At 40.3% G+C, this 25,158-nt stretch carries 27 protein-coding genes and 1 tRNA gene; 26 read left to right on the forward strand and 2 right to left on the reverse strand.

All coding sequences use genetic code 11. The features are described 5' to 3' along the window. The 6 genes from rpsP (at nt 1) to folP (ending at nt 5,387) form a co-directional block, all read left to right on the forward strand. Nucleotides 1-273 carry a 30S ribosomal protein S16 gene (gene rpsP / locus ACT170_RS09990; RefSeq protein WP_002884675.1) on the forward strand — a complete coding sequence of 91 codons (273 nt, stop codon included), beginning with the start codon at nt 1-3 and terminating at the stop codon, nt 271-273. 11 nt (nt 274-284) lie between these two features. Then, the gene (locus ACT170_RS09995) at nt 285-533 is read left to right on the forward strand and encodes a KH domain-containing protein (protein ID WP_444818271.1); all 249 of its coding nucleotides are present in this window, start codon (nt 285-287) and stop codon (nt 531-533) included. Between the two features lie 162 nt (nt 534-695). Continuing rightward, complete coding sequence (locus ACT170_RS10000) at nt 696-1,958, forward strand: bifunctional folylpolyglutamate synthase/dihydrofolate synthase (RefSeq protein WP_444818272.1); 1,263 nt, start codon at nt 696-698, stop codon at nt 1,956-1,958. Between the two features lie 66 nt (nt 1,959-2,024). After that, a complete protein-coding gene (locus ACT170_RS10005) occupies nt 2,025-3,869 on the forward strand; it encodes an APC family permease (protein ID WP_070576958.1) in 1,845 nt (614 codons plus the stop codon). Nucleotides 3,870-4,014: 145 nt separating this feature from the next. Then, the gene (gene folE / locus ACT170_RS10010; RefSeq protein ID WP_002884345.1) at nt 4,015-4,578 is read left to right on the forward strand and encodes a GTP cyclohydrolase I FolE; all 564 of its coding nucleotides are present in this window, start codon (nt 4,015-4,017) and stop codon (nt 4,576-4,578) included. Nucleotides 4,579-4,586: 8 nt separating this feature from the next. Continuing rightward, complete coding sequence (folP, locus tag ACT170_RS10015) at nt 4,587-5,387, forward strand: dihydropteroate synthase (RefSeq protein ID WP_410541377.1); 801 nt, start codon at nt 4,587-4,589, stop codon at nt 5,385-5,387. A gap of 36 nt (nt 5,388-5,423) precedes the next feature. Here the strand turns inward: folP and ACT170_RS10020 are convergent, their stop codons facing one another. Beyond that, nucleotides 5,424-6,875: an alpha-amylase gene (locus ACT170_RS10020; RefSeq protein ID WP_225998682.1), complete on the reverse strand. Its 1,452-nt coding sequence runs from the start codon at nt 6,873-6,875 to the stop codon at nt 5,424-5,426. A gap of 222 nt (nt 6,876-7,097) precedes the next feature. Between ACT170_RS10020 and folB the strand changes: the two genes are divergently transcribed. From folB to ACT170_RS10060, 8 genes are all read left to right on the forward strand, one after another. Further along, entirely contained in the window at nt 7,098-7,457 is a 360-nt protein-coding gene (gene folB / locus ACT170_RS10025; RefSeq protein WP_060972232.1) for a dihydroneopterin aldolase, read from the forward strand. After that, nucleotides 7,454-7,945: a 2-amino-4-hydroxy-6-hydroxymethyldihydropteridine diphosphokinase gene (gene folK, locus ACT170_RS10030; protein WP_201036044.1), complete on the forward strand. Its 492-nt coding sequence runs from the start codon at nt 7,454-7,456 to the stop codon at nt 7,943-7,945. The genes folB and folK overlap by 4 nt, the downstream gene beginning before the upstream one ends. A gap of 188 nt (nt 7,946-8,133) precedes the next feature. After that, on the forward strand, nt 8,134-9,036 hold the full coding sequence (gene murB / locus ACT170_RS10035; protein WP_155213354.1) for a UDP-N-acetylmuramate dehydrogenase: 903 nt from the start codon (nt 8,134-8,136) through the stop codon (nt 9,034-9,036). Nucleotides 9,037-9,082: 46 nt separating this feature from the next. Then, on the forward strand, nt 9,083-10,237 hold the full coding sequence (locus tag ACT170_RS10040) for an ABC transporter ATP-binding protein (RefSeq protein WP_002884517.1): 1,155 nt from the start codon (nt 9,083-9,085) through the stop codon (nt 10,235-10,237). Continuing rightward, nucleotides 10,221-11,015: an ABC transporter permease gene (locus tag ACT170_RS10045; protein ID WP_272159150.1), complete on the forward strand. Its 795-nt coding sequence runs from the start codon at nt 10,221-10,223 to the stop codon at nt 11,013-11,015. The genes ACT170_RS10040 and ACT170_RS10045 overlap by 17 nt, the downstream gene beginning before the upstream one ends. Beyond that, complete coding sequence (locus ACT170_RS10050; protein ID WP_002884421.1) at nt 11,012-11,788, forward strand: ABC transporter permease; 777 nt, start codon at nt 11,012-11,014, stop codon at nt 11,786-11,788. Before ACT170_RS10045 ends, ACT170_RS10050 begins: the two co-directional genes overlap by 4 nt. Further along, complete coding sequence (locus tag ACT170_RS10055) at nt 11,781-12,848, forward strand: ABC transporter substrate-binding protein (RefSeq protein ID WP_410541379.1); 1,068 nt, start codon at nt 11,781-11,783, stop codon at nt 12,846-12,848. The genes ACT170_RS10050 and ACT170_RS10055 overlap by 8 nt, the downstream gene beginning before the upstream one ends. A 189-nt stretch (nt 12,849-13,037) precedes the next feature. Further along, nucleotides 13,038-13,937 (forward strand): SPFH domain-containing protein, encoded by a 900-nt coding sequence (locus tag ACT170_RS10060; RefSeq protein WP_002891518.1) that lies wholly within the window; start codon nt 13,038-13,040, stop codon nt 13,935-13,937. 42 nt (nt 13,938-13,979) lie between these two features. Here the strand turns inward: ACT170_RS10060 and gloA are convergent, their stop codons facing one another. Further along, entirely contained in the window at nt 13,980-14,375 is a 396-nt protein-coding gene (gene gloA, locus ACT170_RS10065; RefSeq protein WP_002891517.1) for a lactoylglutathione lyase, read from the reverse strand. A gap of 115 nt (nt 14,376-14,490) precedes the next feature. On the opposite strand from gloA, the gene ACT170_RS10070 reads away from it, so the two are divergent. The 12 genes from ACT170_RS10070 (at nt 14,491) to ezrA (ending at nt 25,101) form a co-directional block, all read left to right on the forward strand. Next, the gene (locus ACT170_RS10070) at nt 14,491-15,384 is read left to right on the forward strand and encodes an ROK family protein (protein WP_201712266.1); all 894 of its coding nucleotides are present in this window, start codon (nt 14,491-14,493) and stop codon (nt 15,382-15,384) included. A 154-nt stretch (nt 15,385-15,538) separates the two neighbouring features. Then, nucleotides 15,539-16,633, forward strand: a complete 1,095-nt coding sequence (gene serC / locus ACT170_RS10075; protein ID WP_014632766.1) for a 3-phosphoserine/phosphohydroxythreonine transaminase — start codon at nt 15,539-15,541, stop codon at nt 16,631-16,633. Nucleotides 16,634-16,645: 12 nt separating this feature from the next. Further along, nucleotides 16,646-17,203: a GNAT family N-acetyltransferase gene (locus ACT170_RS10080; RefSeq protein ID WP_002884484.1), complete on the forward strand. Its 558-nt coding sequence runs from the start codon at nt 16,646-16,648 to the stop codon at nt 17,201-17,203. 18 nt (nt 17,204-17,221) lie between these two features. Further along, nucleotides 17,222-18,400, forward strand: a complete 1,179-nt coding sequence (locus tag ACT170_RS10085; protein WP_195435478.1) for a 3-phosphoglycerate dehydrogenase family protein — start codon at nt 17,222-17,224, stop codon at nt 18,398-18,400. Nucleotides 18,401-18,455: 55 nt separating this feature from the next. Next, nucleotides 18,456-18,950 (forward strand): methylated-DNA--[protein]-cysteine S-methyltransferase, encoded by a 495-nt coding sequence (locus ACT170_RS10090; protein ID WP_444818273.1) that lies wholly within the window; start codon nt 18,456-18,458, stop codon nt 18,948-18,950. Nucleotides 18,951-18,984: 34 nt separating this feature from the next. Beyond that, nucleotides 18,985-19,338, forward strand: coding sequence for an arsenate reductase family protein (locus ACT170_RS10095; RefSeq protein WP_037611955.1), 354 nt, complete (start codon nt 18,985-18,987; stop codon nt 19,336-19,338). A 57-nt stretch (nt 19,339-19,395) separates the two neighbouring features. Then, a tRNA-Thr gene (locus tag ACT170_RS10100) sits at nt 19,396-19,466 on the forward strand. Between the two features lie 152 nt (nt 19,467-19,618). Beyond that, nucleotides 19,619-19,993 carry a CidA/LrgA family protein gene (locus ACT170_RS10105; protein WP_014634867.1) on the forward strand — a complete coding sequence of 125 codons (375 nt, stop codon included), beginning with the start codon at nt 19,619-19,621 and terminating at the stop codon, nt 19,991-19,993. Next, complete coding sequence (locus ACT170_RS10110; protein WP_002886784.1) at nt 19,986-20,681, forward strand: LrgB family protein; 696 nt, start codon at nt 19,986-19,988, stop codon at nt 20,679-20,681. The genes ACT170_RS10105 and ACT170_RS10110 overlap by 8 nt, the downstream gene beginning before the upstream one ends. Before the next feature lie 85 nt (nt 20,682-20,766). Beyond that, entirely contained in the window at nt 20,767-21,327 is a 561-nt protein-coding gene (locus ACT170_RS10115) for an HAD-IA family hydrolase (protein ID WP_037611867.1), read from the forward strand. Beyond that, nucleotides 21,328-23,280: a DNA topoisomerase (ATP-hydrolyzing) subunit B gene (gyrB, locus tag ACT170_RS10120; RefSeq protein WP_444818274.1), complete on the forward strand. Its 1,953-nt coding sequence runs from the start codon at nt 21,328-21,330 to the stop codon at nt 23,278-23,280. It begins immediately after the preceding gene. A gap of 96 nt (nt 23,281-23,376) precedes the next feature. Continuing rightward, nucleotides 23,377-25,101, forward strand: a complete 1,725-nt coding sequence (gene ezrA, locus ACT170_RS10125; RefSeq protein ID WP_444818275.1) for a septation ring formation regulator EzrA — start codon at nt 23,377-23,379, stop codon at nt 25,099-25,101. The last annotated feature ends 57 nt before the right edge of the window (nt 25,102-25,158 follow it).

Consider the following 25,158-nt stretch of genomic DNA (forward strand, 5'->3'; position numbering starts at 1 on the left):
ATGGCAGTAAAAATCCGTTTGACTCGTATGGGTTCTAAGAAAAAACCTTTCTACCGTATTAACGTTGCAGATTCACGTGCTCCACGTGATGGACGTTTCATCGAAACAGTTGGTACTTACAACCCACTCGTTGAAGAAAACCAAGTAACACTTAAAGAAGAACGTGTTCTTGAGTGGTTGTCTAAAGGTGCACAACCTTCAGATACAGTTCGTAACATCCTTTCAAAAGAAGGCGTTATGAAGAAATTCCACGAATCAAAATTCTCAAAATAATTTTTTAGCCTATGGATACCATTGAAAATCTTGTTATCGCTATCGTTAAACCTTTAATTGCTTCACCAGATCAGTTGACCATCAAAATCATTGACGGTCCTGAGTTTTTGGAGTACCATCTTGATCTTGCCCCAGCCGATATTGGGCGTGTTATCGGGAAAAAAGGACGTACTATTACGGCGATAAGAGCGATTGTCTATTCGGTACCTACTCAAGGTAAAAAAGTTCGTCTTGTTATTGACGAAAAAGAGAAAGCTTAAGAGGTGACCCTAGGGTTGCCTTTTTTGCATATTTTGGTTATAGACTAGAAGTCTTTGGTATAATAAGAATGTCAACTCATTAAGCTCAAGGAAAAACTAGGAATCTAGTTTAAAGGTCAGTTTAATGACTAAGTTGAAGCATTAGCCAAAAAAGGAGTAATTATGACTTATCAGGAAGCATTGGATTGGATTCATGGACAATTAAAATTTGGCATCAAGCCTGGCTTGGAGCGTATGGCTTGGATGCTTAAAGAATTGGGAAATCCACAAGATAATCTCAAGGCTGTGCATATCGTGGGAACAAACGGCAAAGGGTCTACAGTCAATGCCCTACAAACAATTTTTACCCAGGCAGGCTATGAAGTTGGAACCTTTACCTCGCCCTATATTATTGACTTCAAGGAACGAATCTCTCTTAATGGTCAGATGATTTCAGAAGAGGACTTACTTGACTTGGTTAGTCGTGTGAAGCCTGTGGTTGAACGTCTACCAAAAGAGACAGAGCATGAAAATGCGACAGAGTTTGAAATTATCACAGTTCTGATGTTCCTCTATTTTGGTCAGGTCCATCCTGTTGATATCGCATTCATTGAAGCTGGAATGGGCGGCCTTCATGATTCGACTAATCTATTTAAGCCTTTGGCAGTTCTTTGCCCTTCGATTGGTTTGGACCATCAGGCTATTTTGGGAAATACCCATGCTGAAATTGCAGCAGAAAAAGTTGGTGTTTTGAAGAATGGGGCTCCTTTTATTTATGCGACTGACCGTACTGATGTTAGAGATGTTTTCGAGAAAAAGGCGCGTGAAGAAGGGTCCAAGACCTATGAATTGGGGAGAGATTTCACAACTGAAGGATCTAGTCATTCCTTTGATTTTACCTATGGGGAGCAAAGGTTAGATGATATAGCCTTGGCCATGGCTGGTCGACATCAAGTAGCAAATGCTAGTTTAGCTATTATGGCTTCTTTACTGCTTCAAAAAGATTATCCTAAAGTAACTCCTAAACTCATAAAGGATGCACTAGCTCATGCCAATTGGCGAGGTCGAACAGAATTTTTAAGACCTAATCTCATGATTGATGGTGCTCATAATAATGAGAGTGTTAAAGTTTTGATTGACTTGCTGCAATCAGAACATGCAGATAAGGAGATTGAACTTCTCTTTGCGGCTATTGACACCAAGCCTATTGATGGTATGCTGGCTCAACTAAAATCGGTTGGTGACTTGACTGTAACGAGTTTTGATTATCCAAACAGTGTTAAATTAGATAAATACCCAGAGGTTTATAAGCAGGTACCAGATTTCAAAACATGGATTAAAGAACATGTAACGACTGACAATAAGAAACTTTATGTGATTACGGGATCTCTATACTTTATTTCTCAGGTCAGAAAATGGGTTTTAGAGCAGGCAAGTGATGTTTAAGACTTGAAAGATGACATTTAGGGGCGTATAATAACCTTCGTATGTTTTAAAAGCAAGGAGATCGCAATGTTTCAACGTCTGAAAAGCATTTTAATCGGTGAACCTTTAACTCATGATGATAGTGGTGATGAACACTTATTGTCCAAGATTCAGGCCTTGGCCATGTTGTCGAGTGATGCACTCTCATCTATCGCCTATGGTCCAGAGCAAGTCGTCTTGGTTCTGACAGCTGTATCTAGTGCGGCTATTTGGTGGTCAATCCCTATTGGGCTTTTGGTTCTTGTCCTTTTGGCCAGCCTTACCATCTCTTATAGACAGGTTATCAAGGCCTATCCTCAAGGTGGTGGTGCCTATATGGTAACGACGGAAAATCTGTCTCCTAAGTTTGGCTTGATAGCTGGAGGCAGTCTTTTGGTCGATTACATGTTGACAGTTGCTGTTTCAGTGGCCTCAGGTGCAGATGCCATTACTTCAGCCCTTCCCTTCCTTCATCCTTTCAATCTTGAGATATCAATGATTTTGGTGCTTGTTTTGATGGTTATGAATCTTAGGGGAATGCGTGAATCGGCAAAATCTTTGATGATACCGGTTTATCTCTTCATTGTTTCGACGCTGTTCTTGTTGGGATTTGGTTTCTTTCAAATTTTAACTGGTCATATGCCTTACGCAGCCACAGCACATTTAGGACAACCCATTACAGGGGTGTCATTGATTCTTATTTTAAGGGCCTTTACTTCAGGTTCTGCCTCATTGACAGGGGTTGAAGCCATCTCTAATGCGGTGCCTTTCTTTCAAAAACCTAAGGCCAAAAATGCAGCTTCAACCCTCTTTATCATGTCTAGCATTTTGGGGGCTATGTTTGCGGGAATTACCTTCCTCAACTGGTGGACAGGTATTACACCTCATGCAGGAGTAACTATCTTGTCACAAATGGCTAGAGAAATCCTCGGTCAATCATGGATTGGTAGTATTCTATTTTACATTTTCCAATTCTCTACTGCTATGATTCTTGCAGTAGCAGCTAACACAGGTTTTTCAGCCTTTCCGATGTTGTCCTTTAATATGGCGAAAAATAAATACATGCCTCACATGTATCTTGAAAAAGGTGCACGTATGGGATACTCTAATGGGATCTTGACACTTGCAATTGGTGCCATTACCCTTTTGTTTATTTTCCGAGGAAATACGGAACGGTTAATTCCGCTTTACACCATCGGTGTATTTATTCCATTTGCTCTTTCTCAAACGGGGATGGTTGTCCATTGGATTCGTGAATATGGTAAGGGATTCTGGAAACACTCTTTAGCAAATATCTTAGGTGCCCTCATTTGTTATGCTATCGTTCTCATTCTCTTCCTTTTCCGTTTAGGAGATATCTGGCCATTCTTCCCGATTATTGCAATCTTGATGTGGATGTTCCTTAAGATTAAAAAACACTATAATGGTGTTGCTCAACAGTTGCGTATTGATGGAGCGGTAGAAGAACACCATTATCAAGGAAATATTGTTCTTATCCTTGTTGGGAATGTTACCAAGGCTAATATCGGAGCTATTTCCTATGCACGTTCTATTGGTGACAAGGTTATCGCCATGCATGTATCTACTAAAGATACAGAGAACAAGGACAAGGAAACTGAACAAGAGTTTAAAAAATATTTCCCTGAAATTGAGATGGTTCATATCCAATCACCATATAGCTCAATCACTCAGTCAACCATTCAGTATGTGGACGAGGTCGCCACTCAAGCTGAGAAGGATAATGCGACTCTGACAGTCATGATTCCTCAGTTTGTACCTAAAAAATCATGGCAAACCATGCTTCACAACCAAATGAGTTTACGATTGAAATATTATCTCAAATGGCGTGAGAATATTGTTGTTTCATCTTATTCTTACCACTTGAAAGACTAAAAAATATAAGCGAAGATAACCTCTATATGAAAGGTGGTCTTCGCTTTTTTTGAGATTTAGGTAGCTAGGAAATCTTATTTTTTGCAAGAAAAATCCAGCAAAATAAGGTATAATAGATAGTATTATAACGTTGCAAGAGGTAATTATGGCAAATCAAGAAAAAGTAGAACAAGCAGTCTATCAACTATTGGAAGCTCTAGGTGAAAATCCTGAGCGTGAGGGACTTTTGGATACACCAAAACGTGTGGCTAAGATGTATGCTGAAATGTTTTCAGGTCTAAATGAAGATCCTAAGGATCAATTTACAGCTGTCTTTTCAGAAGTTCATGACGAAGTTGTCCTTGTCAAGGATATTCCTTTTTACTCTATGTGTGAGCACCATTTGGTTCCATTTTATGGTAAGGCCCATGTGGCTTATTTGCCAAGTGGAGACAAGGTGACAGGACTTTCCAAATTAGCGCGTGCGGTTGAAGTAGCTGCTCGTCGTCCGCAGTTGCAAGAACGTCTTACAGATCAAGTTGCTACAGCACTTGAAGAAGCTCTGAATCCTCGAGGAGTTTTTGTCATGGTTGAAGCAGAGCACATGTGCATGACTATGCGAGGCATTAAGAAACCAGGAAGTAAGACAATCACAACTGTCGCTAAGGGCCTTTATAAAGAAGACCGTGAAGAACGCAAGGAAATTCTTTCATTGATGCGTGATTTTTAGGAGTTAAGATGTTTATCGGTAAACATGAGATTACAGGTAAGGCCTGTATTATGGGAATCTTGAATGTCACCCCTGATTCTTTCTCAGATGGTGGCGATTTTGACACAGTAGAGGATGCCTTGGCTCAGGTTGAGCGCATGATTGCCCAGGGGGCTGCTATTATCGATGTCGGTGGCGAATCTACAGGACCAGGGGCAGAATTTGTTACTGAGGAAGAAGAGGTTGCTCGTATCGTTCCAGTTATTCAGGCTATCAAGGCAAAATATGATGTGCTCATCAGTATTGATACCTATAAGACAGCCACTGCTAGAGCTGCTCTTGAAGCAGGTGCAGATATTCTAAATGACGTCTGGGCTGGACTTTATGATGGTCAGATGTTAGCTTTAGCAGCTGAAAAGAATGTGCCGATTATCCTTATGCATAATCAAAAAGAAGAAGTATACAATGATGTCACAGAAGATGTCTGTACATTCCTCAGTCAACGTGCCCAGGCTGCCTTGGAAGCAGGTGTGGCCAAGGACAATATCTGGATTGATCCAGGCTTTGGATTTGCTAAAAATGTCCAACACAATATTGACCTGCTAAAAGGCTTGGACAAGGTCGTTGCCTTGGGCTATCCTGTTCTTTTTGGAATTTCTCGTAAGCGAGTTGTGAACTACCTACTAGGTGGGAATACTCAAGCTAAGGATCGCGACCAGGGGACAGCTGCCTTATCTGGCTATGCAGTTACCAAAGGATGTCAGATTGTCCGTGTACATAATGTTGACGTCAATCATGATATCGTTAAGACTATTTCAGGAATTTTATGATACTAAAAAAAGCTCAGTTCAACTGAGCTTTTTTTCTTAGTCTTGAATTGTCCAAACGCTGACAGATTTTTCAGAAACTGGGAAGTCTCCCCATCCGTCTTCGTCAATGGTTACAGTATCAGAGCAGTTTCCAAGAATGTCATAGAAGGCTTGTCCAGCCCAATCACTACCAATTTCCATAGACTTGCTGTTAGCAGCATCATTAGAAATCGTTACAGCTAATGGAGCCCCATCTTCGTTGCCAGAGCGTGTCCACCCGATACAGTTTGGATCATCAAAGTAGTCTGTTTGCTCACCGTAAGCTAGGTCTTTACGAGCGTAGAGCAAGGTATCTAGGCTCTCTTGGAAATTTTCTTGGGCAAATTCACCCTCAATACCATAGTAGTCACCATAAAATAGGCAAGGAAGACCGTCTTCACGGAGAAGGATGAGAGCGTAAGCAGCTGGTTTAAACCATTCTTCAACAGTAGATTCTAGAGCTTGTCCGCGTTGAGTGTCGTGGTTGTCTACGAAGGTCACGGCATGTTCAGGATGATTTTTGACCAAGGAATGATCGAAAATTGTTGTTAAATCATAATCAGCTCCCGCTGTGCTAGCGTTGTGTAGATTGTTGTGGAGGGAAACATCGACGAGGTCAAAACGTTTTTCAATCTTTTCAAGATAGGTATTGTTATCCTCCTCGTTACCATTCCAAAATTCACCAAAGACATAGAAATCCTGACCTTGTTTTTCTTTGACATCGCGAATAAAATTACGCATAAAGAAAGAATCAATGTGCTTAATGGCATCCATTCGGAATCCTTGAACGCCTGTTGTTTCAACGAACCAATCTGCCCATTCGTAAATATTTTCAATAACTTCAGGGTGTTTATAGTCTAGGTTGGCATACATAAGGTAGTCGAAGTTACCATTTTCGTTGTCAACCAAGTCGTTGTCTGCCCAGCCTTTGTTGTCACCTTGGATAAGATAGATACCACTTTTATTACGTTTGGCATCGAAGTCGGTTCCGTTAAAGTGGTACCAGTGCCATTCAAAATCGTTGTAGGCTTTATTACGTCCGTCAAAGGTGAAATGTGTCCAGCCTTCGATTTCAAATGGTTCGCTGATCTCTTGGGTACGGTCTTCTGGGTCAACTTCGACCACTTCGAAGGTCTCAAGTTTATCTGCTGCCGCCTTGTGATTAAGCACAACGTCGGCCATAGGTACAATACCAACTTCTTTGAGTTGGTTGATAGCATTGAGATATTCTTCTTTGAGGCCGTATTTGGTGCGGACTGTTCCTTTTTGGTCGAATTCTCCAAGGTCAAAGAGGTCATAGACTCCGTAACCAACATCATCTTTGTTTGTAGCTTTAAAAGCGGGTGGCATCCAAACGTGGCTGATGCCTAGGTCTGCTAAATGTTGGGCATCTTCAGCCAAATTGTTCCAGTGTTGACCGTCACTTGGGAGATACCATTCAAAATATTGCATTGCGGTTTGATTTGTCATAGTTTTTTCCTTATTAGTTGAGATAGTCTTGCTTATAATTCAGGAGTCTCTTTTTAGCTCCTGTGTCTATATTTTACCAAATCAGAAGAATTATGCAATCGATTGCATAAAGTGTAAATACACTAATTTCAGATTTGTCTAAAATATCATACTAATTAGAGACCAACTTTTCAACTGTTTTGTGCTAGAATAAAGAAGAGTCTAGTGTCTTAAGGAGAAACTATGGATAAAATTATTTTAAATGGTTGCCGTTTTTATGGTTATCACGGGGCTTTTGCTGAGGAGCAGACCCTAGGGCAAATTTTTGTGGTTGATTTGGAATTGACTGTTGATCTAACTAAGGCTTCACAGAGTGACAATCTAGATGATACGGTTCACTATGGTTTGGTTTTCGAAGCCGTGCAAAAACAAGCGGAAGATAAAAAGTATATTTTGATTGAGCGTTTGGCGGGTGCGATTTGTGAGGATCTATTTGCCCAATTTACACCAATTCAATCTATTAAAGTTCGAATTACCAAGGAAAATCCACCAATTAATGGGCATTATAAGAGTGTTGGTATTGAATTGGAGCGTAGCCGATGACAAGAGTTTATTTGAGTTTGGGATCTAATATGGGTGATCGTCAGGACTATCTCCAAAAAGCTGTGGAGGCCTTGAATGACTTACCTGAGACAGAGGTTAAAGTAGTATCTTCCTATTATGAAACGGCTGCTTGGGGACTGACAGAACAGGCTGATTTTTTGAACCTTGCCTTGGTCTTAGAGACTCAGTTGCCGGCTGAAGCCTTACTAAGGTCATGTCAGCAGATTGAAAAAAATCTTGACCGCGTTCGTCATGAGCATTGGGGGCCTCGGACAGTAGATATTGATATTCTTCTATATGGGCAGGAAATCTGGGAGACTGAGCACCTTAAAGTGCCCCATCCTTATATGAGTCAGAGAGCTTTTGTTTTGGTTCCCTTGATAGAAATAGCAGATGATTTGGTTGACCCTAAAACTGGCCAAGCCTACAAAAAATATTTGAGTCAATTAAACACTAGTGATGTCCGTAAATTGGAAGTTATGGACTAGCTTTGCGTGAAATTCCTTGTCGTCAAGATGGGGATTTTTTGCTATAATTAATCTTGGCTTTTTGCCGTATTTTTCTTTTAATTTTTAGGAAAAATGCTAACTCATTTTTAGGTAGTGATAGTAATATGGGGAAGTCTATCACGATACCTACAAAGAAATAAATGTATAGAAAAAGTATGGAAAATAACATGTTAGATGAACTTAAAGAAGATTTAGTGGGGATTGATATTCGTTTCGACGAACCCTTAAAACGTTATACATATACCAAGGTTGGTGGTCCAGCGGATTATTTGGCCTTTCCACGTAACCGCTATGAACTCTCTCGTATTGTCAAATTTGCTAATAAGCATGACATCCCTTGGATGGTGCTCGGTAATGCCAGTAATTTGATTGTCCGTGACGGTGGTATCAGAGGTTTTGTGATTATGTTTGACAGACTGAATGGTATTGCAGTTAATGGTTATCAAATTGAAGCTGAAGCGGGGGCTAATTTGATTGCGACAACCAAGGTGGCTCGTTTCCAAAGTTTGACTGGTTTTGAATTTGCAGCGGGGATTCCAGGTAGTGTTGGTGGTGCCGTCTTTATGAATGCGGGTGCCTATGGTGGTGAGATTGCCCATATCTTGGTTTCTGCTCAGGTTCTTACAAAAGACGGTGATATTCGTACGATTGATGCAAGAGATATGCGTTTTGGTTATCGTCGTTCGGTGCTCCAAGAAACAGGTGAAGTGGTTATTTCAGCTAAATTTAACCTCAAACCAGGAGACTACGAGCAAATCAAGAATGAGATGAATCGTCTCAATCATTTGCGAGAGCTTAAACAACCTCTTGAATACCCTTCATGTGGTTCGGTCTTTAAACGCCCACCAGGTCACTTTGCAGGTCAGCTGATTATGGAAGCTAACCTCAAGGGACATCGTATCGGCGGTGTTGAAGTGTCTACTAAGCATGCTGGTTTCATGGTCAATGTCGATCAAGGAACAGCAAAAGACTATGAAGACCTTATTTCAGATGTTATCGTTAAGGTTAAGGAAAATTCAGGTGTTACACTAGAGCCTGAAGTACGTATCATTGGCGACGAATTAAACTAATAAAACCCTATCCCTATATTTGCTATCCATGGAGGATTTATGACAATTGACTAATCCGATTATTGCCTTTCGAAATGTCTCAAAAGTGTTTGAAGACAGTGGCACACAAGTTTTAAAAGACATCAACTTTGAACTAGAAGAAGGTAAGTTCTATACCCTTCTTGGGGCTTCTGGTTCTGGTAAATCAACGATTTTGAACATCATTGCAGGTCTCTTAGATGCGACCAGTGGTGACGTCCTTTTGGATGGAAAACGTATCAATGATATTCCTATCAATAAAAGGGATGTTCACACCGTTTTCCAATCTTATGCCCTCTTTCCACATATGAATGTCTTTGACAATGTGGCTTTTGCCCTTAAATTGAAAAAGGTGCCTAAAAAGGAAATTGAAGAGCGTGTAGAAGAAGCCTTAAAGATGGTTCAACTAAATGGTTATCAAAAGCGCTCGATTCAAAAATTATCAGGTGGTCAACGTCAACGTGTGGCTATTGCTCGTGCGATTATTAACCAACCACGTGTAGTCCTTTTGGATGAGCCTTTGTCAGCACTGGATTTGAAACTACGTACTGAAATGCAATACGAGTTGCGCGAATTGCAACAACGTTTAGGAATTACTTTTGTCTTTGTCACTCACGACCAAGAAGAGGCTTTGGCCATGTCAGACTGGATTTTTGTTATGAATGATGGTGAAATTGTTCAATCAGGAACTCCGGTTGATATCTATGACGAACCGATCAATCACTTCGTTGCAACCTTTATTGGAGAATCTAACATCCTACCAGGCGTTATGATTGAGGACTATTTGGTTGAGTTCAATGGGAAACGTTTTGAATCTGTTGATGGAGGAATGCGTCCTAATGAACCTGTCGAAGTGGTGATTCGCCCTGAAGATTTACAGATTACACTTCCTGAGGAAGGCAAATTGCAAGTTCGCGTGGAAACTCAGCTCTTCCGTGGGGTCCACTATGAAATCATTGCCTATGACAATCTTGGTAATGAATGGATGATTCATTCAACCCGTAAGGCGATTGAGGGTGAGATTATCGGTCTTGATTTTACGCCTGAGGATATTCATATCATGCGTCTTAATGAGACAGAAGAAGAATTCGATGCGCGTATTGAAGAATATGTGGAAGTGGAAGAGCATGAAGATGGCTTGATTAATGCCATTGAGGAGGAGCGCTATGAAGAAAACAGCTAGCCTCTTCTCAGTTCCTTACCTCCTTTGGCTCCTACTCTTCGTGGTTGCTCCAGTGCTCATGCTACTCTATCAGTCTTTCTTTGATATCAGTGGCAACTTTACTTTGGACAACTATGGTACCTTCTTTTCCAGTTGGACTTATTTAAGGATGAGTTTTAACTCGGTTCTTTATGCAGCCATTATTACTCTGGTAACCCTTCTCATTTCTTATCCGACGGCATATCTTTTAACCAGATTAAAGCACAAGCAACTTTGGTTGATGTTGGTCATTTTGCCGACCTGGGTCAACCTCCTTCTGAAAGCCTATGCTTTTATGGGAATTTTTGGGCAACAAGGTGGTATCAATTCCTTTCTCGGCTTCTTTGGGATTGCACCCATGCAAATTCTCTTTACGGATTTCTCCTTCATTTTCGTGGCTAGCTATATTGAAATTCCCTTTATGATTCTACCGATTTTCAATGCACTGGATGATTTGGATGAAAATATTGTGAATGCGAGTAAAGATTTGGGAGCCAATGATTGGCAGACCTTTACCAAGGTTATTTTTCCCTTATCGCTTAATGGGGTACGCTCTGGTGTCCAGTCGGTCTTTATTCCTAGTCTCAGCCTCTTTATGCTGACACGCTTGATTGGTGGTAACCGAGTTATCACCCTAGGGACAGCCATCGAACAGCATTTCCTCACGACACAAAACTGGGGAATGGGGGCAACCATTGGTGTTGTTCTTATTGCTGCTATGATTGCGACAATGTGGTTAACAAAGGAGAGACGTAAATGAAAAAATTTGCAAATCTCTATTTAGCTCTTGTCTTTGTTATCCTCTACCTGCCAATCTTTTATTTAATCGCCTATTCTTTCAATAGTGGTGGCGATATGAATAGTTTCACAGGTTTTACTCTGGATAACTATCAGAGCATGTTTTCAGATAGCCGACTTATGTTAATCCTGGCTCAAACCTTCTTTTTAGCTTTCCTTAGCGCTCTTCTGGCAACGATTATCGGTACCTTTGGGTCTATCTTTATCTATGAGAGTAAACAGAAACAACAGACTGGGATTTTATCCCTAAATAACGTGCTCATGGTTGCACCGGACGTCATGATTGGTGCAAGTTTCTTGATTCTCTTCACCTTGATTGGTTTCCAATTAGGCTTTGTATCTGTCTTATTGAGTCACATTGCTTTTTCAATCCCAATTGTGGTTCTCATGGTGTTGCCACGTCTCAAGGAAATGAATCGAGATATGGTGAATGCCGCTTATGACCTAGGTGCAACTCAATGGCAGATGTTACGTGAGGTTATGTTGCCATACTTGACACCTGGTATTATTGCTGGTTATTTCATGGCCTTTACCTATTCATTGGATGACTTTGCCGTAACCTTCTTTGTAACGGGGAATGGTTTTTCAACACTTGCTGTGGAAATTTACTCACGTGCACGTAAGGGGATTTCTCTGGAAATCAATGCCTTGTCAACCGTTGTTTTCCTATTCTCTATTCTTTTAGTGATAGGTTATTATGCGATTACCAAGGAGAAGGAGGAGCAGGATGCGTAGACTCTATCAATTTCTGGCAGGTATCTTAGCCATTATCTTCTTCCTTTGGGGCATCTCTGCCTACATGCAGAGTCGTACAGGAAATGTGTCGGACAAATTAGTTATCTATAACTGGGGTGATTATATTGACCCAGACCTCCTGACTAAGTTTACAAAAGAAACGGGCATCAAGGTTCAGTACGAAACCTTTGATTCCAATGAAGCCATGTATACAAAGATTAAGCAGGGCGGAACAACCTACGATATCGCTGTGCCGTCAGACTATACCATTGATAAAATGGTTAAGGAAGACCTTTTGGTGAAGTTGGATAAATCTAAAATCAAAGGTTTTGACCAGATTGGCCCAAGCTTTAAAGGACTTAGTTTTGACCCTCACAATGACTATTCCATCCCTTATTTCTGGGGAACTGTCGGTATTGTTTATAATACAAAATTGGTGAAAAAAGCACCACAGCACTGGGATGATCTTTGGTCACCAGATTACAAAAACCAGATTATGCTAGTTGATGGTGCGCGTGAAGTCCTTGGTTTCTCACTCAATAGCCTGGGATATAGCTTGAATACGAAAAACATGACTGAATTACGTTTGGCTGAAACTAAACTTAATAGTCTAACACCAAATATCAAGGCTATTGTTGGTGACGAGATGAAGGGCTACATGGTTCAAGGTGATGCGGCCATTGGAGTAACCTTCTCAGGGGAAGCTAGTGAGATGCTTGATAAAAATGAGGACCTACGTTACGTTGTCCCATCTGAAGGCTCAAATCTTTGGTTTGACAATCTAGTGATTCCTAAAACTGTGAAGCATGAGAAGGAAGCCTATGCCTTTATTAACTTCATGCTTAAACCGGAAAATGCAGCACAAAATGCTGAATATATCGGTTATGCCACACCTAACGAGGCAGCCAAAGCCTTACTTCCAAAGAGTATTACGGATGATAAAGCTTTTTATCCATCAGAATCAACCATTAAAAACCTTGAAGTCTATAATAACCTAGGTCAAAAGTGGCTAGGAATCTATAACGATATTTACCTTCAAGTTAAGATGTATCGTAAATAAAAAGTTACCTTTTGACCTTTAGCTTCTAAAATCGGTCAAAAAAATACGAGAGGCTGAAACGCTAGTGTTTCAACCTCTTTTCTGATTGTCCAAGTGCTTGAAAAAGATATACTATTTTTCTTGAAAAATTGTATTACTGTGCTATAATAAAGCAAAGAAATTTTTAATGTTTATTTTGGAGGACTTAACATGCAAGCAGCATTTCTCTTTTTACTGATTTCATTCTTGATTATCTTAGGAATTCTCATCAGTATGCTTTACGTTGTACGTCAACAGTCAGTGGCTATTGTTGAACGTTTTGGACGCTATCAAAAAATCGCAACGAGTGGTATCCATATGCGTTTGCCGTTTGGTATCGATAAAATTGCAGCTCGTATTCAACTACGTTTGCTTCAAAGTGAGATTGTGGTCGAAACCAAGACCAAGGACAATGTCTTTGTTATGATGAATGTGGCTACTCAGTATCGTGTAAATGAGCAAAATGTTACAGATGCTTACTATAAACTCATGCGTCCAGAGGCTCAAATTAAATCATACATTGAGGACGCCCTTCGTTCATCAGTTCCTAAATTGACGCTTGATGAGCTCTTTGAGAAAAAGGATGAGATTGCCCTTGAGGTTCAACACCAAGTAGCAGAAGAAATGACAACTTATGGTTATATCATTGTTAAGACCTTGATTACCAAGGTTGAGCCAGATGCTGAAGTTAAGCAGTCTATGAACGAAATCAATGCTGCCCAACGTAAGCGTGTAGCAGCCCAAGAATTAGCAGAAGCTGATAAGATCAAGATTGTCACAGCAGCTGAAGCCGAAGCTGAAAAAGATCGTCTTCACGGGGTCGGTATTGCCCAACAACGTAAGGCTATCGTTGATGGATTGGCTGAATCTATTGCAGAACTAAAAGAGGCTAATGTGGGGATGTCTGAAGAGCAGATTATGTCTATTCTCTTGACTAACCAATATTTGGATACCCTTAATACTTTTGCGGCGAAAGGAAATCAAACCTTATTCTTGCCAAATAATCCAAACGGTGTGGATGATATTCGTACCCAAATTTTGTCAGCCTTGAAAGCAGATAATAAAAATTAAGCACAAAAAAAGCCAGATCTATACGATCTGACTTTTTTTGATTTATTTTTCTAGGAATTGAGCCAAACGAATAACTTCAATCTTATAGCCATCTGGATCAGTGATGAAGTAGTACATTTTTGGTTTACCAGGAAGACCTGAGAGGTCTGTGACAGTATAGCCAGCCTCTTTGTGAGCTTGGTGTGTAGCTTCTAGGTCATCAACACCAACGGCGATATGACCATATCCATCCCCGAGATCATAAGCTTCATGGTCGTAGTTGTAGGTTAATTCCAACTCATAATCAGGATCATCTTCGAGTTGTAAATAGACAAGGGTGAACTTATATTCTGGAAAATCATTGCGACGAGCTTCTTTGAAACCAAGTGCCTCTTTATAAAATTTAAGTGAGGCTTCTAGGTCCTTGACACGGACACAAGTGTGTAGAAATTTAGTCATGTGAGATACTCCTTTTATCTAATTGTGTAAGTTTATGATAGCATTTTGGAACCGTTTTTTCTAGTTTTTGCTATTTTGTGTTATAATGACGAATAACAATCTGTGGAGGATGCTTATGACGATTTTAGCGATTGATTTTGGGGGAACACAGGTGAAGTCAGCACTTGTCTCGGATCGGTTTGCCATTGAAAAGAGTCTGCCGACGCAGTCATCCCCACAAAACTTAGAACAAGCCATTGACGTGATTGGTCAGATAGTCAATTCAGTTGAAGTAGACTTATCAGGTATTGCAATTAGTGTTCCAGGGACGGTTGATACTGAGGAAGGTGTGATTTATCATGGTGGCTTATTGAGGTTCTTCCACGGCTTTCGTATTAAAGAGGTCCTTGAAGCCAAGTACCATCTGCCTGTGATGGCTCTTAATGATGGTAAAGCAGCGGCCTTGGCAGAGCTAGCGACGGGTCATTTGCAAGGAGTAACCAATGGTGCAGCCCTTGTTTTGGGTTCAGGTCTAGGTGGTGGATTTATTATTAATGGTAAACTTTTTCAAGGAAGCCACTTTCAAGCGGGGGAGTTGACCTTTCTTTTACCAGTTCAAATGGAAAAAGTTGATCCTTCATTGATGCGAGGCATGACTTTGTCGGCTGTCGGTTTAATTACCAAGGTAAATGAAGTGCTAGGTAACTCAGATTTAAAGGATGGTTTAGCCGCATTTAAGGCCATAAATGCAGGAGATAAAACGGTCTATTCGCTTTTTGAAAGCTATTGCCGTAATCTAGCCATTACCATTTTGAATCTTCAAACCATCTTTGATATGGAAACCTTTGTTATTGGAGGTGGCATTTCAGCCCAGCCAATTCTTATCGAGGAGGTAAACCGCCAGTTTGATAAGGTTCACCATGAGATTGACTTTATCGGTAAAATTATTAAACGTCCCAAGATTGTTGCTTGTCATCATCATAATGGAGCTAATCTAATTGGGGCAGCCTATTTTCTTAAGCAAAAATAAACGGATACTAAAATCAATTACTGATAAAAATATACATAAAATACCTAACTTTTTTGAGGCGAGCGGTTAATCCCGTTCGTTTTTTACTGTTAACACTTTACAATATTCAGAAAATTCGCTATAATAGGACCATTAAAATTTTGGAGGTGTCTTTATGACAATTTATAATTTCTCAGCAGGACCTGCTACATTACCAAAACCAGTGCTTGAAAAAGCCCAAGCTGAATTGCTTAACTATCAAGATTCCGGTATGTCCGTGCTAGAAATGTCCCACCGTTCTCCAGAATTTGACAAAATCGTTAAAGATGCGGAAGCGACACTTCGTGAGCTTATGGCCATTCCTGATAACTATAAGGTTATTTTCTTGCAAGGTGGCGCTTCAACACAATTTACAATGGTCCCACTTAACCTCGCTCAAGGTAAGAAAGCTTACTACCTTGTAGGTGGTTCATGGGGTAAAAAAGCTTACACAGAAGCTGTTAAACTTTCAAAAACCATTCCTTTTGAACCAATTCTTTTGGCCTCTTCAGAAGAAACTGTTTACGATCATATCCCAAGTTTTGACCCAGCAACAATTGATCCAGAAGCTGCTTATGTTCACTTGACAACGAACAATACCATTGAAGGAACATCTATCTACGATTTGCCTGATACTAATGGTGTGCCAATTGTAGCTGACATGTCTTCAAATATTTTGGCTGCTCGTTACAATGTTGAGGACTTTGCCCTTATCTATGCTGGTGCTCAGAAAAATATTGGACCTGCTGGTGTTACAGTGGTTATCGTTCGTGAAGACTTCCTTAACGACCAACCACAATTGTCTGCCATGTTGGATTACCGTATTCAAGCTGAAGCAGGATCACTTTACAATACACCACCATGTTTCAACATCTATATTTCAAAACTCGTCTTTGACTGGGTTAAAAATGAAATTGGTGGCGTGGACAAGATGGCTGAAATTCAACGTGAGAAATCAGGTCTTCTCTACGATTACATTGAGTCATCTGATTTCTACACAAATCCTGTCAAGGATGCTAAAGATCGTTCTGTCTGCAACATTCCATTTGTCACACCAAGCAAAGAATTGGATGCTAAGTTTGTAGCAGAAGCAGATGCTCTTGGTTTCAAGAATATCAAAGGACACCGTTCAGTAGGTGGTATGCGTGCTAGTGTTTATAATGCTTTCCCACGTCAGGGTGTACTTGACTTGATTGACTTTATGAAGAAATTTGAAGCCGAAAATAAATAATTAGGTAAAGAGATGGAAATTAGACAAGCCTTCCCAAATGAAATTGGGGCTATCATGACTGTGATTGAGAGTGCTAGAACTGCTTTAGCAGAAGCGGGGAGTACCCAATGGCAAGGAGCTGATGGTTACCCTACTGAAGAAACTATCTTTGACGATGTCCTTAATGGGCAGGCCTATGTAGGAATTGTTGATGGTCAAATTGTTTCTTATGCTGCGGTGATTGTTGATGGAGACCCTGCTTACGACAAAATCTATGACGGGGACTGGAAACACCACAATAAGCGCTACATTACTTTTCATAGAATCGCCGTTTTAAGTGAATTTACGGGTCAGGGTATTGCTCAAACCTTCATTCAAGGTCTTATTGAGGGAACTGATGCTCATGATTTCCGTTGTGATACGCATGAAAAGAATACTGTCATGCAACATATTTTGGAGAAGCTTGGCTATGTCTATTGTGGCAAGGTTCCTATTGATGGTGAACGTCTTGCTTATCAGAAAATCAAAACTAAGCGAGAGAAAGCCTTTTATCAAGAACTTGATGAAGCAGCTCACCACGGGATACATTGATTTAAGAGGAATAAAATTATGGTATTTAGTGTAAAAACGTATAACAATATTAACCAGATTGGTTTGAAGGAACTTGGAAATCATTTCCAAATTGATGGTGATTTAGCGGAAAATCCGGATGCCTATATCATTCGTAGTCAAAATCTCCATAACACTGTCTTCCCTGACAACTTGAAAGCTATTGCGCGTGCTGGTGCAGGTACTAACAATATCCCAGTTGACGAAGCAACTGAAAAAGGGATTGTTGTCTTCAATACTCCAGGTGCCAATGCTAACGCTGTTAAAGAAGCTGTTTTGGCCTCTATCTTACTCTCAGCACGTGACTATATTGCGGCCAATGCTTGGGTTAACACACTTAGTGGTGATGATGTTCCTAAACAAATTGAAGCAGGTAAGAAACAGTTTGCTGGTAGCGAGATTGCTGGTAAGACATTGGGTGTTATCGGGCTCGGTGCTATTGGTGCACGTATTGCCAATGATGCTTACCGTTTGGGAATGAAGGTCTATGGTTACGATCCATATGTTTCTATTGAAGCTGCCTGGAATATCTCTCATCATGTAAGACGTGTTTCTGATCTTAAAGAGATTTTTGAAAACTGTGATTATATCACCGTTCACGTTCCATTGACACCAGATACAAAAGGTACTTTCAATGCGGATGCCTTTAACCTCATGCAAAAAGGGACAACTATCATTAACTTTGCCCGTGCAGAGTTGGTAGATAACGATGCCCTCTTTGATGCTTTGGAAACAGGTGTGGTTAAACGCTATATCACCGACTTTGGTACAGAAGACCTCCTTAACAAACCTAAGGTGACTGTCTTCCCACACGTTGGTGGATCAACAGGTGAAGCAGAACTTAACTGTGCGATTATGGCTGGTCAAACCATTCGTCGTTTCATGGAAACAGGTGAAATTGTTAACTCTGTTAACTTCCCACGTGTGCAACAGGCCTTGAGTGCCCCATACCGTATCACCTTGATTAATAAAAACGTGCCTAATATTGTGGCTCGTATCTCTACTGCGGTTTCTGATTTTAATATCAATATCGATAATATCATCAACCGTTCTAAGGGCGACTATGCCTATACACTTCTTGACCTTGATGAAACAGATAAGTCTAAGATTGATGAATTGGTTGCTAAGTTTGAAGCTAGTGACAATATCGTTCGTGTGCGTTTGATTAAAGGTAAATAATAAGAGTTAATTGACAGGAACAAGAGATTCCTGTCTTTTTTGTTATAATAAAGACATGCTTTATCGTCAGTATTATTTATCTCCTATTGGACGCTTGTGCTTGGTGGCAAGTGACCAAGCGCTTTATGGTGTTTGGTTGGAGGGGCAAAAGCATTTTCAAGCAGGAATTAAGGAAGAGGAGCTAGTAGACACCTCAAATCCTATCTTGAAAATGACCAAGAATTGGTTAGAGGCTTATTTTAAAGGTAATCATCCAAGTTCAGATAACCTCCCTCTAGCTGATAGAGGGACAGCCTTCCAGCAAAAAGTTTGGTCAGCTTTACGGGACATTCCTGTGGGTCAGAGTAGAACCTATAGCCAGATTGGTAAAGTGATTTCATGCCAATCGGCACAGGCCGTAGGAACTGCTGTTGGTAAGAATCCCTGGTTGATTCTGGTCCCTTGTCATCGTGTTCTTCCTAGTAGTGGTCATATAGGAAAATACGCCGCAGGAGAAGATGCCAAGCATTTCTTACTTCATTTAGAAGGCATTAGGTTTGACAATCCTTAGACAGATATCTTATGCTAGAAAAAAGGAGAAAAACATGTACACTTTTTATGAATATCCCAAATGTAGCACTTGTCGCAAGGCAAAGGCAGAACTCAATCAATTAGGTTTAGATGTTGAATCTATTAATATTAAGGAAAATCCACCTTCAGCTCAATTTTTAAAAGAGCTTTTGGAAGGGTCAGATTTAGAACTTAAGAAATTCTTCAATACGAGTGGTCAATCCTACCGCTCTCTAGGTCTAAAGGATAAGTTGCCAACCCTATCTCTTGATGAAGCTGTTGAACTCTTGGCTTCAGATGGTATGTTGATTAAACGTCCTATCTTGATTAAAGATGGTAAGGTTTTACAGGTTGGTTACCGTACCCCTTACCAAGACTTAAATTTATAAAAAATAAGCAAAAAATCTTGCCACAGTAAATAGAAGTATGGTAAGATTAAAACAGTTGCCGCTATAGTTAAATGGTATAATAGAGCAATGGTAATGTTCCGTTCCGAGTTCAATTCTCGGTGGTGGCATCTGTGATAAAGTCCAGCCTTAGGGTTGGATTTTTTTATGTTCAAAGAGGCTGATTTATACCTCTCAATTTTTCAAAAGAATTTACTGAAAACTCTTGAAATTCAAAAAAAAAGGAGTAGACTAATAGGTGATTAAACCTAGGAGGCAAGTCGTGAAATACTACGTTCAATTCATGTTGATTTGTTTGTTTGCCGTTATTGGTGAAGCTATTTCAACATTCTTCAAATTACCTATTCCTGGAAGCATTATTGGTTTATTCTTGCTTCTTATTGCTCTTCAGCTTAAGTGGATTCGTCTACGTCATATTCATGCAGTAGCAGAGTTTTTAATTACCAATATGACCATTCTATTTTTGCCAGCAGGTGTCGGTATTATGGAACGATGGAATGCTATTTCAGCGAATATTGTCCCTATTATTTTGATTATTATGGGAGCCTTGGTTCTTAATATTGTAGTGATTGCAGTAGTTGTCGGTTTCATCAAAAAACATTTTGAAGGTGATTACGAGGAGGTTAAACGTGGCTAATTTTTTTAATACACCCTTGTTTGGGCTAACACTTTCTGTACTAGCTTACACAATAGGGCTTTTGATTTATCGCCGTTTTCCTAATCCTTTGACAACGCCTCTCCTTGTATCGACTGCCTTGATTATCGTCATTTTGCATTATACAGGTATTTCCTACAAGGATTACTATGTAGGTGGTTCTTATCTTAACAGTTTGATTATTCCTTCAACAGTTGCGTTAGCAGTTCCTTTTTATAAAAATCTACACCTCATGCGCCATCACTATAAGAGTATTCTAATTGGATCAACGGTTGCCTGTGTTCTAAATACGAGTTATACGGCCTTGATTGCTAAGCTTTTTGGGATGGATTATTTCCTAGCCATTTCTCTCTTTCCTAAGTCTGTAACAACTGCCATGGCTGTAGGGATTTCGGAAAAAATGCAGGGGATTACGACAGTAACCTTGGTTGTCGTTGTTATTACGGGTATCTTAACCTCTGTCTTGGGTCCTGTCTTCTTAAAAATGATTGGCATTAAAGATCCAGTTGCTATCGGACTTTCACTCGGAGGAACTGGACACGCCGTAGGTACCGGAGCTGCCTTCAGATATGGTCAGGTTGCAGGTGCCATGGGTGGTCTTTCAATTGCTGTAACAGGGATTCTATATGTCTTTATTAGTCCCATTGTGGCAAGTTTGATTCTGAAATAAAAAATTAAGGTTTGGATAGCTTATCCAAGCCTTTTTAGCTGTGAAAAACAAGCAAAATCTGACCTTTTATGGTATAATTAAGGTTATGAATTATGGAGATTATATCTGGGATTTGGGTGGTACCTTGTTGGATAATTACCAGGTATCAACCCAAGCCTTTCTAGCAACTTTAGAGCAATTTGGTCGGACGGCAGAGCACCAAGAAATTTATGATGCCCTTAAGGTATCAACCAGCACAGCTATCGCGAAATTTGCTCCCGATATAGCCGATTTTCGAACCCTATACAAACAGGAGGAAGCTAAGCATTTGCAAGAGCCTGTACTTTTTGAGGGGGCTAAGGCTATCCTCGCTAAGATAGTGGAAGAAGGTGGGCGTAATTTCTTGGTTAGCCACCGTAATCACTTGGTGCTAGACATCCTTGATAAGGCAGAGATTGCCCCTTATTTTACGGAGGTTGTAACTTCTGAAAATGGTTTTGCTAGAAAGCCTAGTCCAGATAGTTTTCTTTATTTAATTAACAAATACGATATTAAACATGGCTTGGTCATAGGTGACCGCCAGATAGATATAGAGGCTGGTCGAGCAGCGGGTCTGGATACCTTGCTTGTTGATGGCCATAAATCATTATTGGAGATTGTGACATAAATGACTGATGAATTAAAAAATCTTGAAGAAAAAGCGCAAGAATATGATGCCAGCCAGATTCAAGTCCTAGAGGGACTTGAAGCGGTACGTATGCGCCCAGGTATGTATATTGGCTCAACCTCAAAAGAGGGGTTGCATCATTTGGTATGGGAGATTGTCGATAACTCAATCGATGAGGCCTTGGCTGGTTTCGCCACCCATATTCAAGTCTTTATTGAGCCGGACAATTCTATTACGGTTGTCGATGATGGTCGTGGTATTCCAGTCGATATCCAAGAAAAAACTGGCCGTCCTGCGGTAGAAACTGTCTTTACAGTACTTCACGCTGGTGGTAAATTCGGCGGAGGCGGTTATAAGGTCTCTGGTGGTTTACACGGGGTTGGTTCTTCGGTCGTTAATGCCCTCTCAACACAACTTGATGTTAAGGTTTATAAAAATGGCCATATCCACTTCCAAGAGTATAAACGTGGGGTAGTGGTAGCAGATTTGGCAGTAATTGGTGAAACAGAGAAACATGGTACGACTGTTCACTTTACGCCAGACCCAGAGATTTTCCAAGAGACAACCGAGTTTGATTTTGGAAAATTGGCTAAACGTATCCAAGAATTAGCCTTTTTGAACAAGGGGCTCCGTATCTCTATCACAGATAAGCGTGAAGGTCTCAAACAAGAGAAACATTATCACTACGAAGGTGGTATCACATCCTATGTGAAATACATCAATGAAAACAAGGATGTTATCTTTGATGAACCTATCTACACTGATGGTGAGATGGATGGTATTTCGGTTGAAGTTGCTATGCAATACACGACTGGCTATCATGAAACGGTAATGAGTTTTGCCAACAACATTCACACCCATGAGGGTGGTACTCACGAACAAGGTTTCCGAACAGCCTTAACGCGTGTCATTAATGACTATGCACGTCAGAATAAGATTCTCAAAGAAAAAGATGATAATTTGACAGGGGATGATGTTCGTGAAGGTTTGACTGCTATCATCTCTGTTAAACATCCAAACCCACAGTTTGAAGGTCAAACCAAGACCAAGCTTGGAAACTCTGAAGTGGTTAAGATTACCAATCGTCTCTTCAGTGAAGCTTTGAGTCGCTTCCTCTTGGAAAATCCTGCTATCGCTAAGAAGATTGTTGAAAAAGGGATTTTGGCTTCTAAGGCCCGTATCGCCGCTAAGCGTGCCCGTGAAGTGACACGTAAGAAGTCAGGTCTTGAAATTTCTAACCTTCCAGGGAAGTTGGCAGACTGTTCATCGAATAATGCTGAAATGAATGAACTTTTCATTGTCGAAGGGGACTCAGCCGGTGGATCTGCTAAATCAGGTCGTAATCGTGAATTCCAAGCTATTCTGCCAATTCGAGGTAAGATTTTGAACGTTGAAAAGGCTAGCATGGATAAGATTCTAGCCAATGAAGAAATTCGTTCTCTCTTCACAGCTATGGGAACAGGTTTTGGAGCTGAATTTGATGTCAGCAAGGCTCGTTACCACAAGTTGGTAATCATGACCGATGCCGATGTCGATGGGGCCCACATCCGTACTTTGCTTCTGACTTTGATTTATCGCTTTATGCGTCCAGTCTTGGAAGCAGGCTATGTCTACATTGCTCAACCACCAATTTATGGGGTTAAGGTTGGTTCTGAGATTAAAGAATACATCCAACCTGGTGCCGATCAAGAAGACAAATTGCGTGTTGCTCTTGAAAACTACAGTGTGGGACGTTCAAAACCTACAGTACAACGTTATAAAGGTTTGGGTGAAATGGATGACCACCAACTTTGGGAAACTACCATGGACCCTGAAAATCGTTTGATGGCACGTGTTTCTGTGGATGATGCTGCAGAGGCCGATAAGATTTTCGATATGCTGATGGGAGACAAGGTTGAACCTCGTCGCGAATTTATCGAAGAAAATGCCGTTTACAGTACTCTAGATATCTAATATTCTTTTAGAAAAGGGTGCAATGCTAGGATAACTATGATATAATCGTAATGTTATTCTACATTTATGAACATAATAGACGATTAAGGAGAAACTATGTCTAGCGGAATTGTTTTACTGATTGTAGTGGTAGTTATGCTCGTAATTATCGCTTACTTAGTCGGTATTCTTATTAGAAAACGAAATGATTCGCGGATTGCACAGCTTGAAGAACGCAAGCAAAAATTGTTTGACTTGCCAATTAACGAAGAAATTGAAGAAGTTAAAAAGCTTCACTTGATTGGACAAAGTCAAACAACATTCCGTGAATGGCATCAGAAATGGATTGATATCTCGACAAATTCATTCGCAGATATTGAAAATCATATTTTCGAAGCTGAAAATATGAATGATACCTTCCATTTCTTCAAGGCTAGTGGTGAAATCAATAACATTGAGAGTCAGTTAGATCTTGTGGAAGAAGATATCAAGTCTATCCGCGAAGCGCTCTCAACCTTGAAAGAACAAGAAGAAAAGAACAGTGCTCGCGTTAAGCATGCATTAGACTTGTACGAAGAGTTGCAAAACTCAATCGAGGAAAACTCTGATAATTTCGGTTCTACCATGACCGAAATCAATAAGCAGCTTAAAAACATTGAAGCTGAGTTTGCAGAATTCGTGACTCTTAACTCATCAGGTGACCCTGTTGAAGCATCTACTATCTTGGATCGTGCAGAAGAGCACACTATTGCATTGGGTCAAATTTCAGAGAAGATTCCTGCTATTGTAGCTAAGTTGGAAGATGATTTCCCAGATCAGTTGGATGATTTGGAATCTGGCTATCGCAAGTTGATTGAGCAAAATTATCACTTCCCTGAGAAAAATATCGAACGTCGCTTCCAAGAAATTCGTGAAGCTATCCGTTCAAACTCAAGTGAGTTGGTTTCTCTTGATTTAGACCGTGCGGAAGAAGAAAACGCTGAGATTCAAGAAAAAATTGACAACTTGTATAGCATTTTTGAACGTGAAATTGCCTCATACAAGGTTGTTATGCGTCAAAAGAAAATTTTGCCAGATTATCTCAAGCATGCTAAAGAAAACAACAAGAAACTTCAAGAAGAGCTTGAGCGTCTCATGTTGACTTACATCTTCGATGAAACTTATGCGGCAGATGTTCGTAGCTTTGCATCTGATATCTCAGGTGTGGAGACGGCTGTTCTTCCAACCCTTGAAAATTTTGAAACTCAGGTAAAACCATTCTCAGAACTTGAGAAAATCTTTGAAAAGAGTCTTAATACCTTGTCAGCTGTTGAAAATGGTCAGGTTGAGGTCTTTGAAAATCTTCAGGCTATTGAGATAAACGAAGCTAAAGCACGTGAAGAGCTTGATCTTTATGTTAATAAATTGCATGTTATCAAGCGTTACATGGAAAAACGTAACCTGCCAGGTATTCCTCAATCCTTCTTGAGTGTATTCTTCTCAACTAGTGCTCAAATTGAGGCCCTTATGGACGAACTCAGCCGTGGCCGTATTAATATTGATGCGGTAATGCGTTTGACAGAAATATCTAAAAACGCCATTGATCATTTGGAAGAGACTGCTTACTTGGTTGTTCAAAATGCAACCTTGACTGAGCAACTCTTGCAATACTCAAACCGCTACCGTTCGTTCGAACCTGCTGTTCAAAGTAGCTTTGAGCATGCACTTAAATTGTTTGAGGTTGATCATGATTATGATGCATCTTTGGAAGAAATCTCTTATGCTTTGGAAACAGTTGAACCAGGTGTGACAGATCGTTTTGTATCATCTTACGAGAAGACACGCGAACAAATTCGTATGTAAGAGAAAGATTCTGGACTACGGTCCAGAATTTTTTGTAAGGTCCGTTTTTCATTTCAT

The sequence above is a fragment of the Streptococcus sp. cx1 genome (assembly GCF_052384325.1).
Classification (GTDB): Bacteria; Bacillota; Bacilli; order Lactobacillales; family Streptococcaceae; genus Streptococcus; species Streptococcus salivarius_G.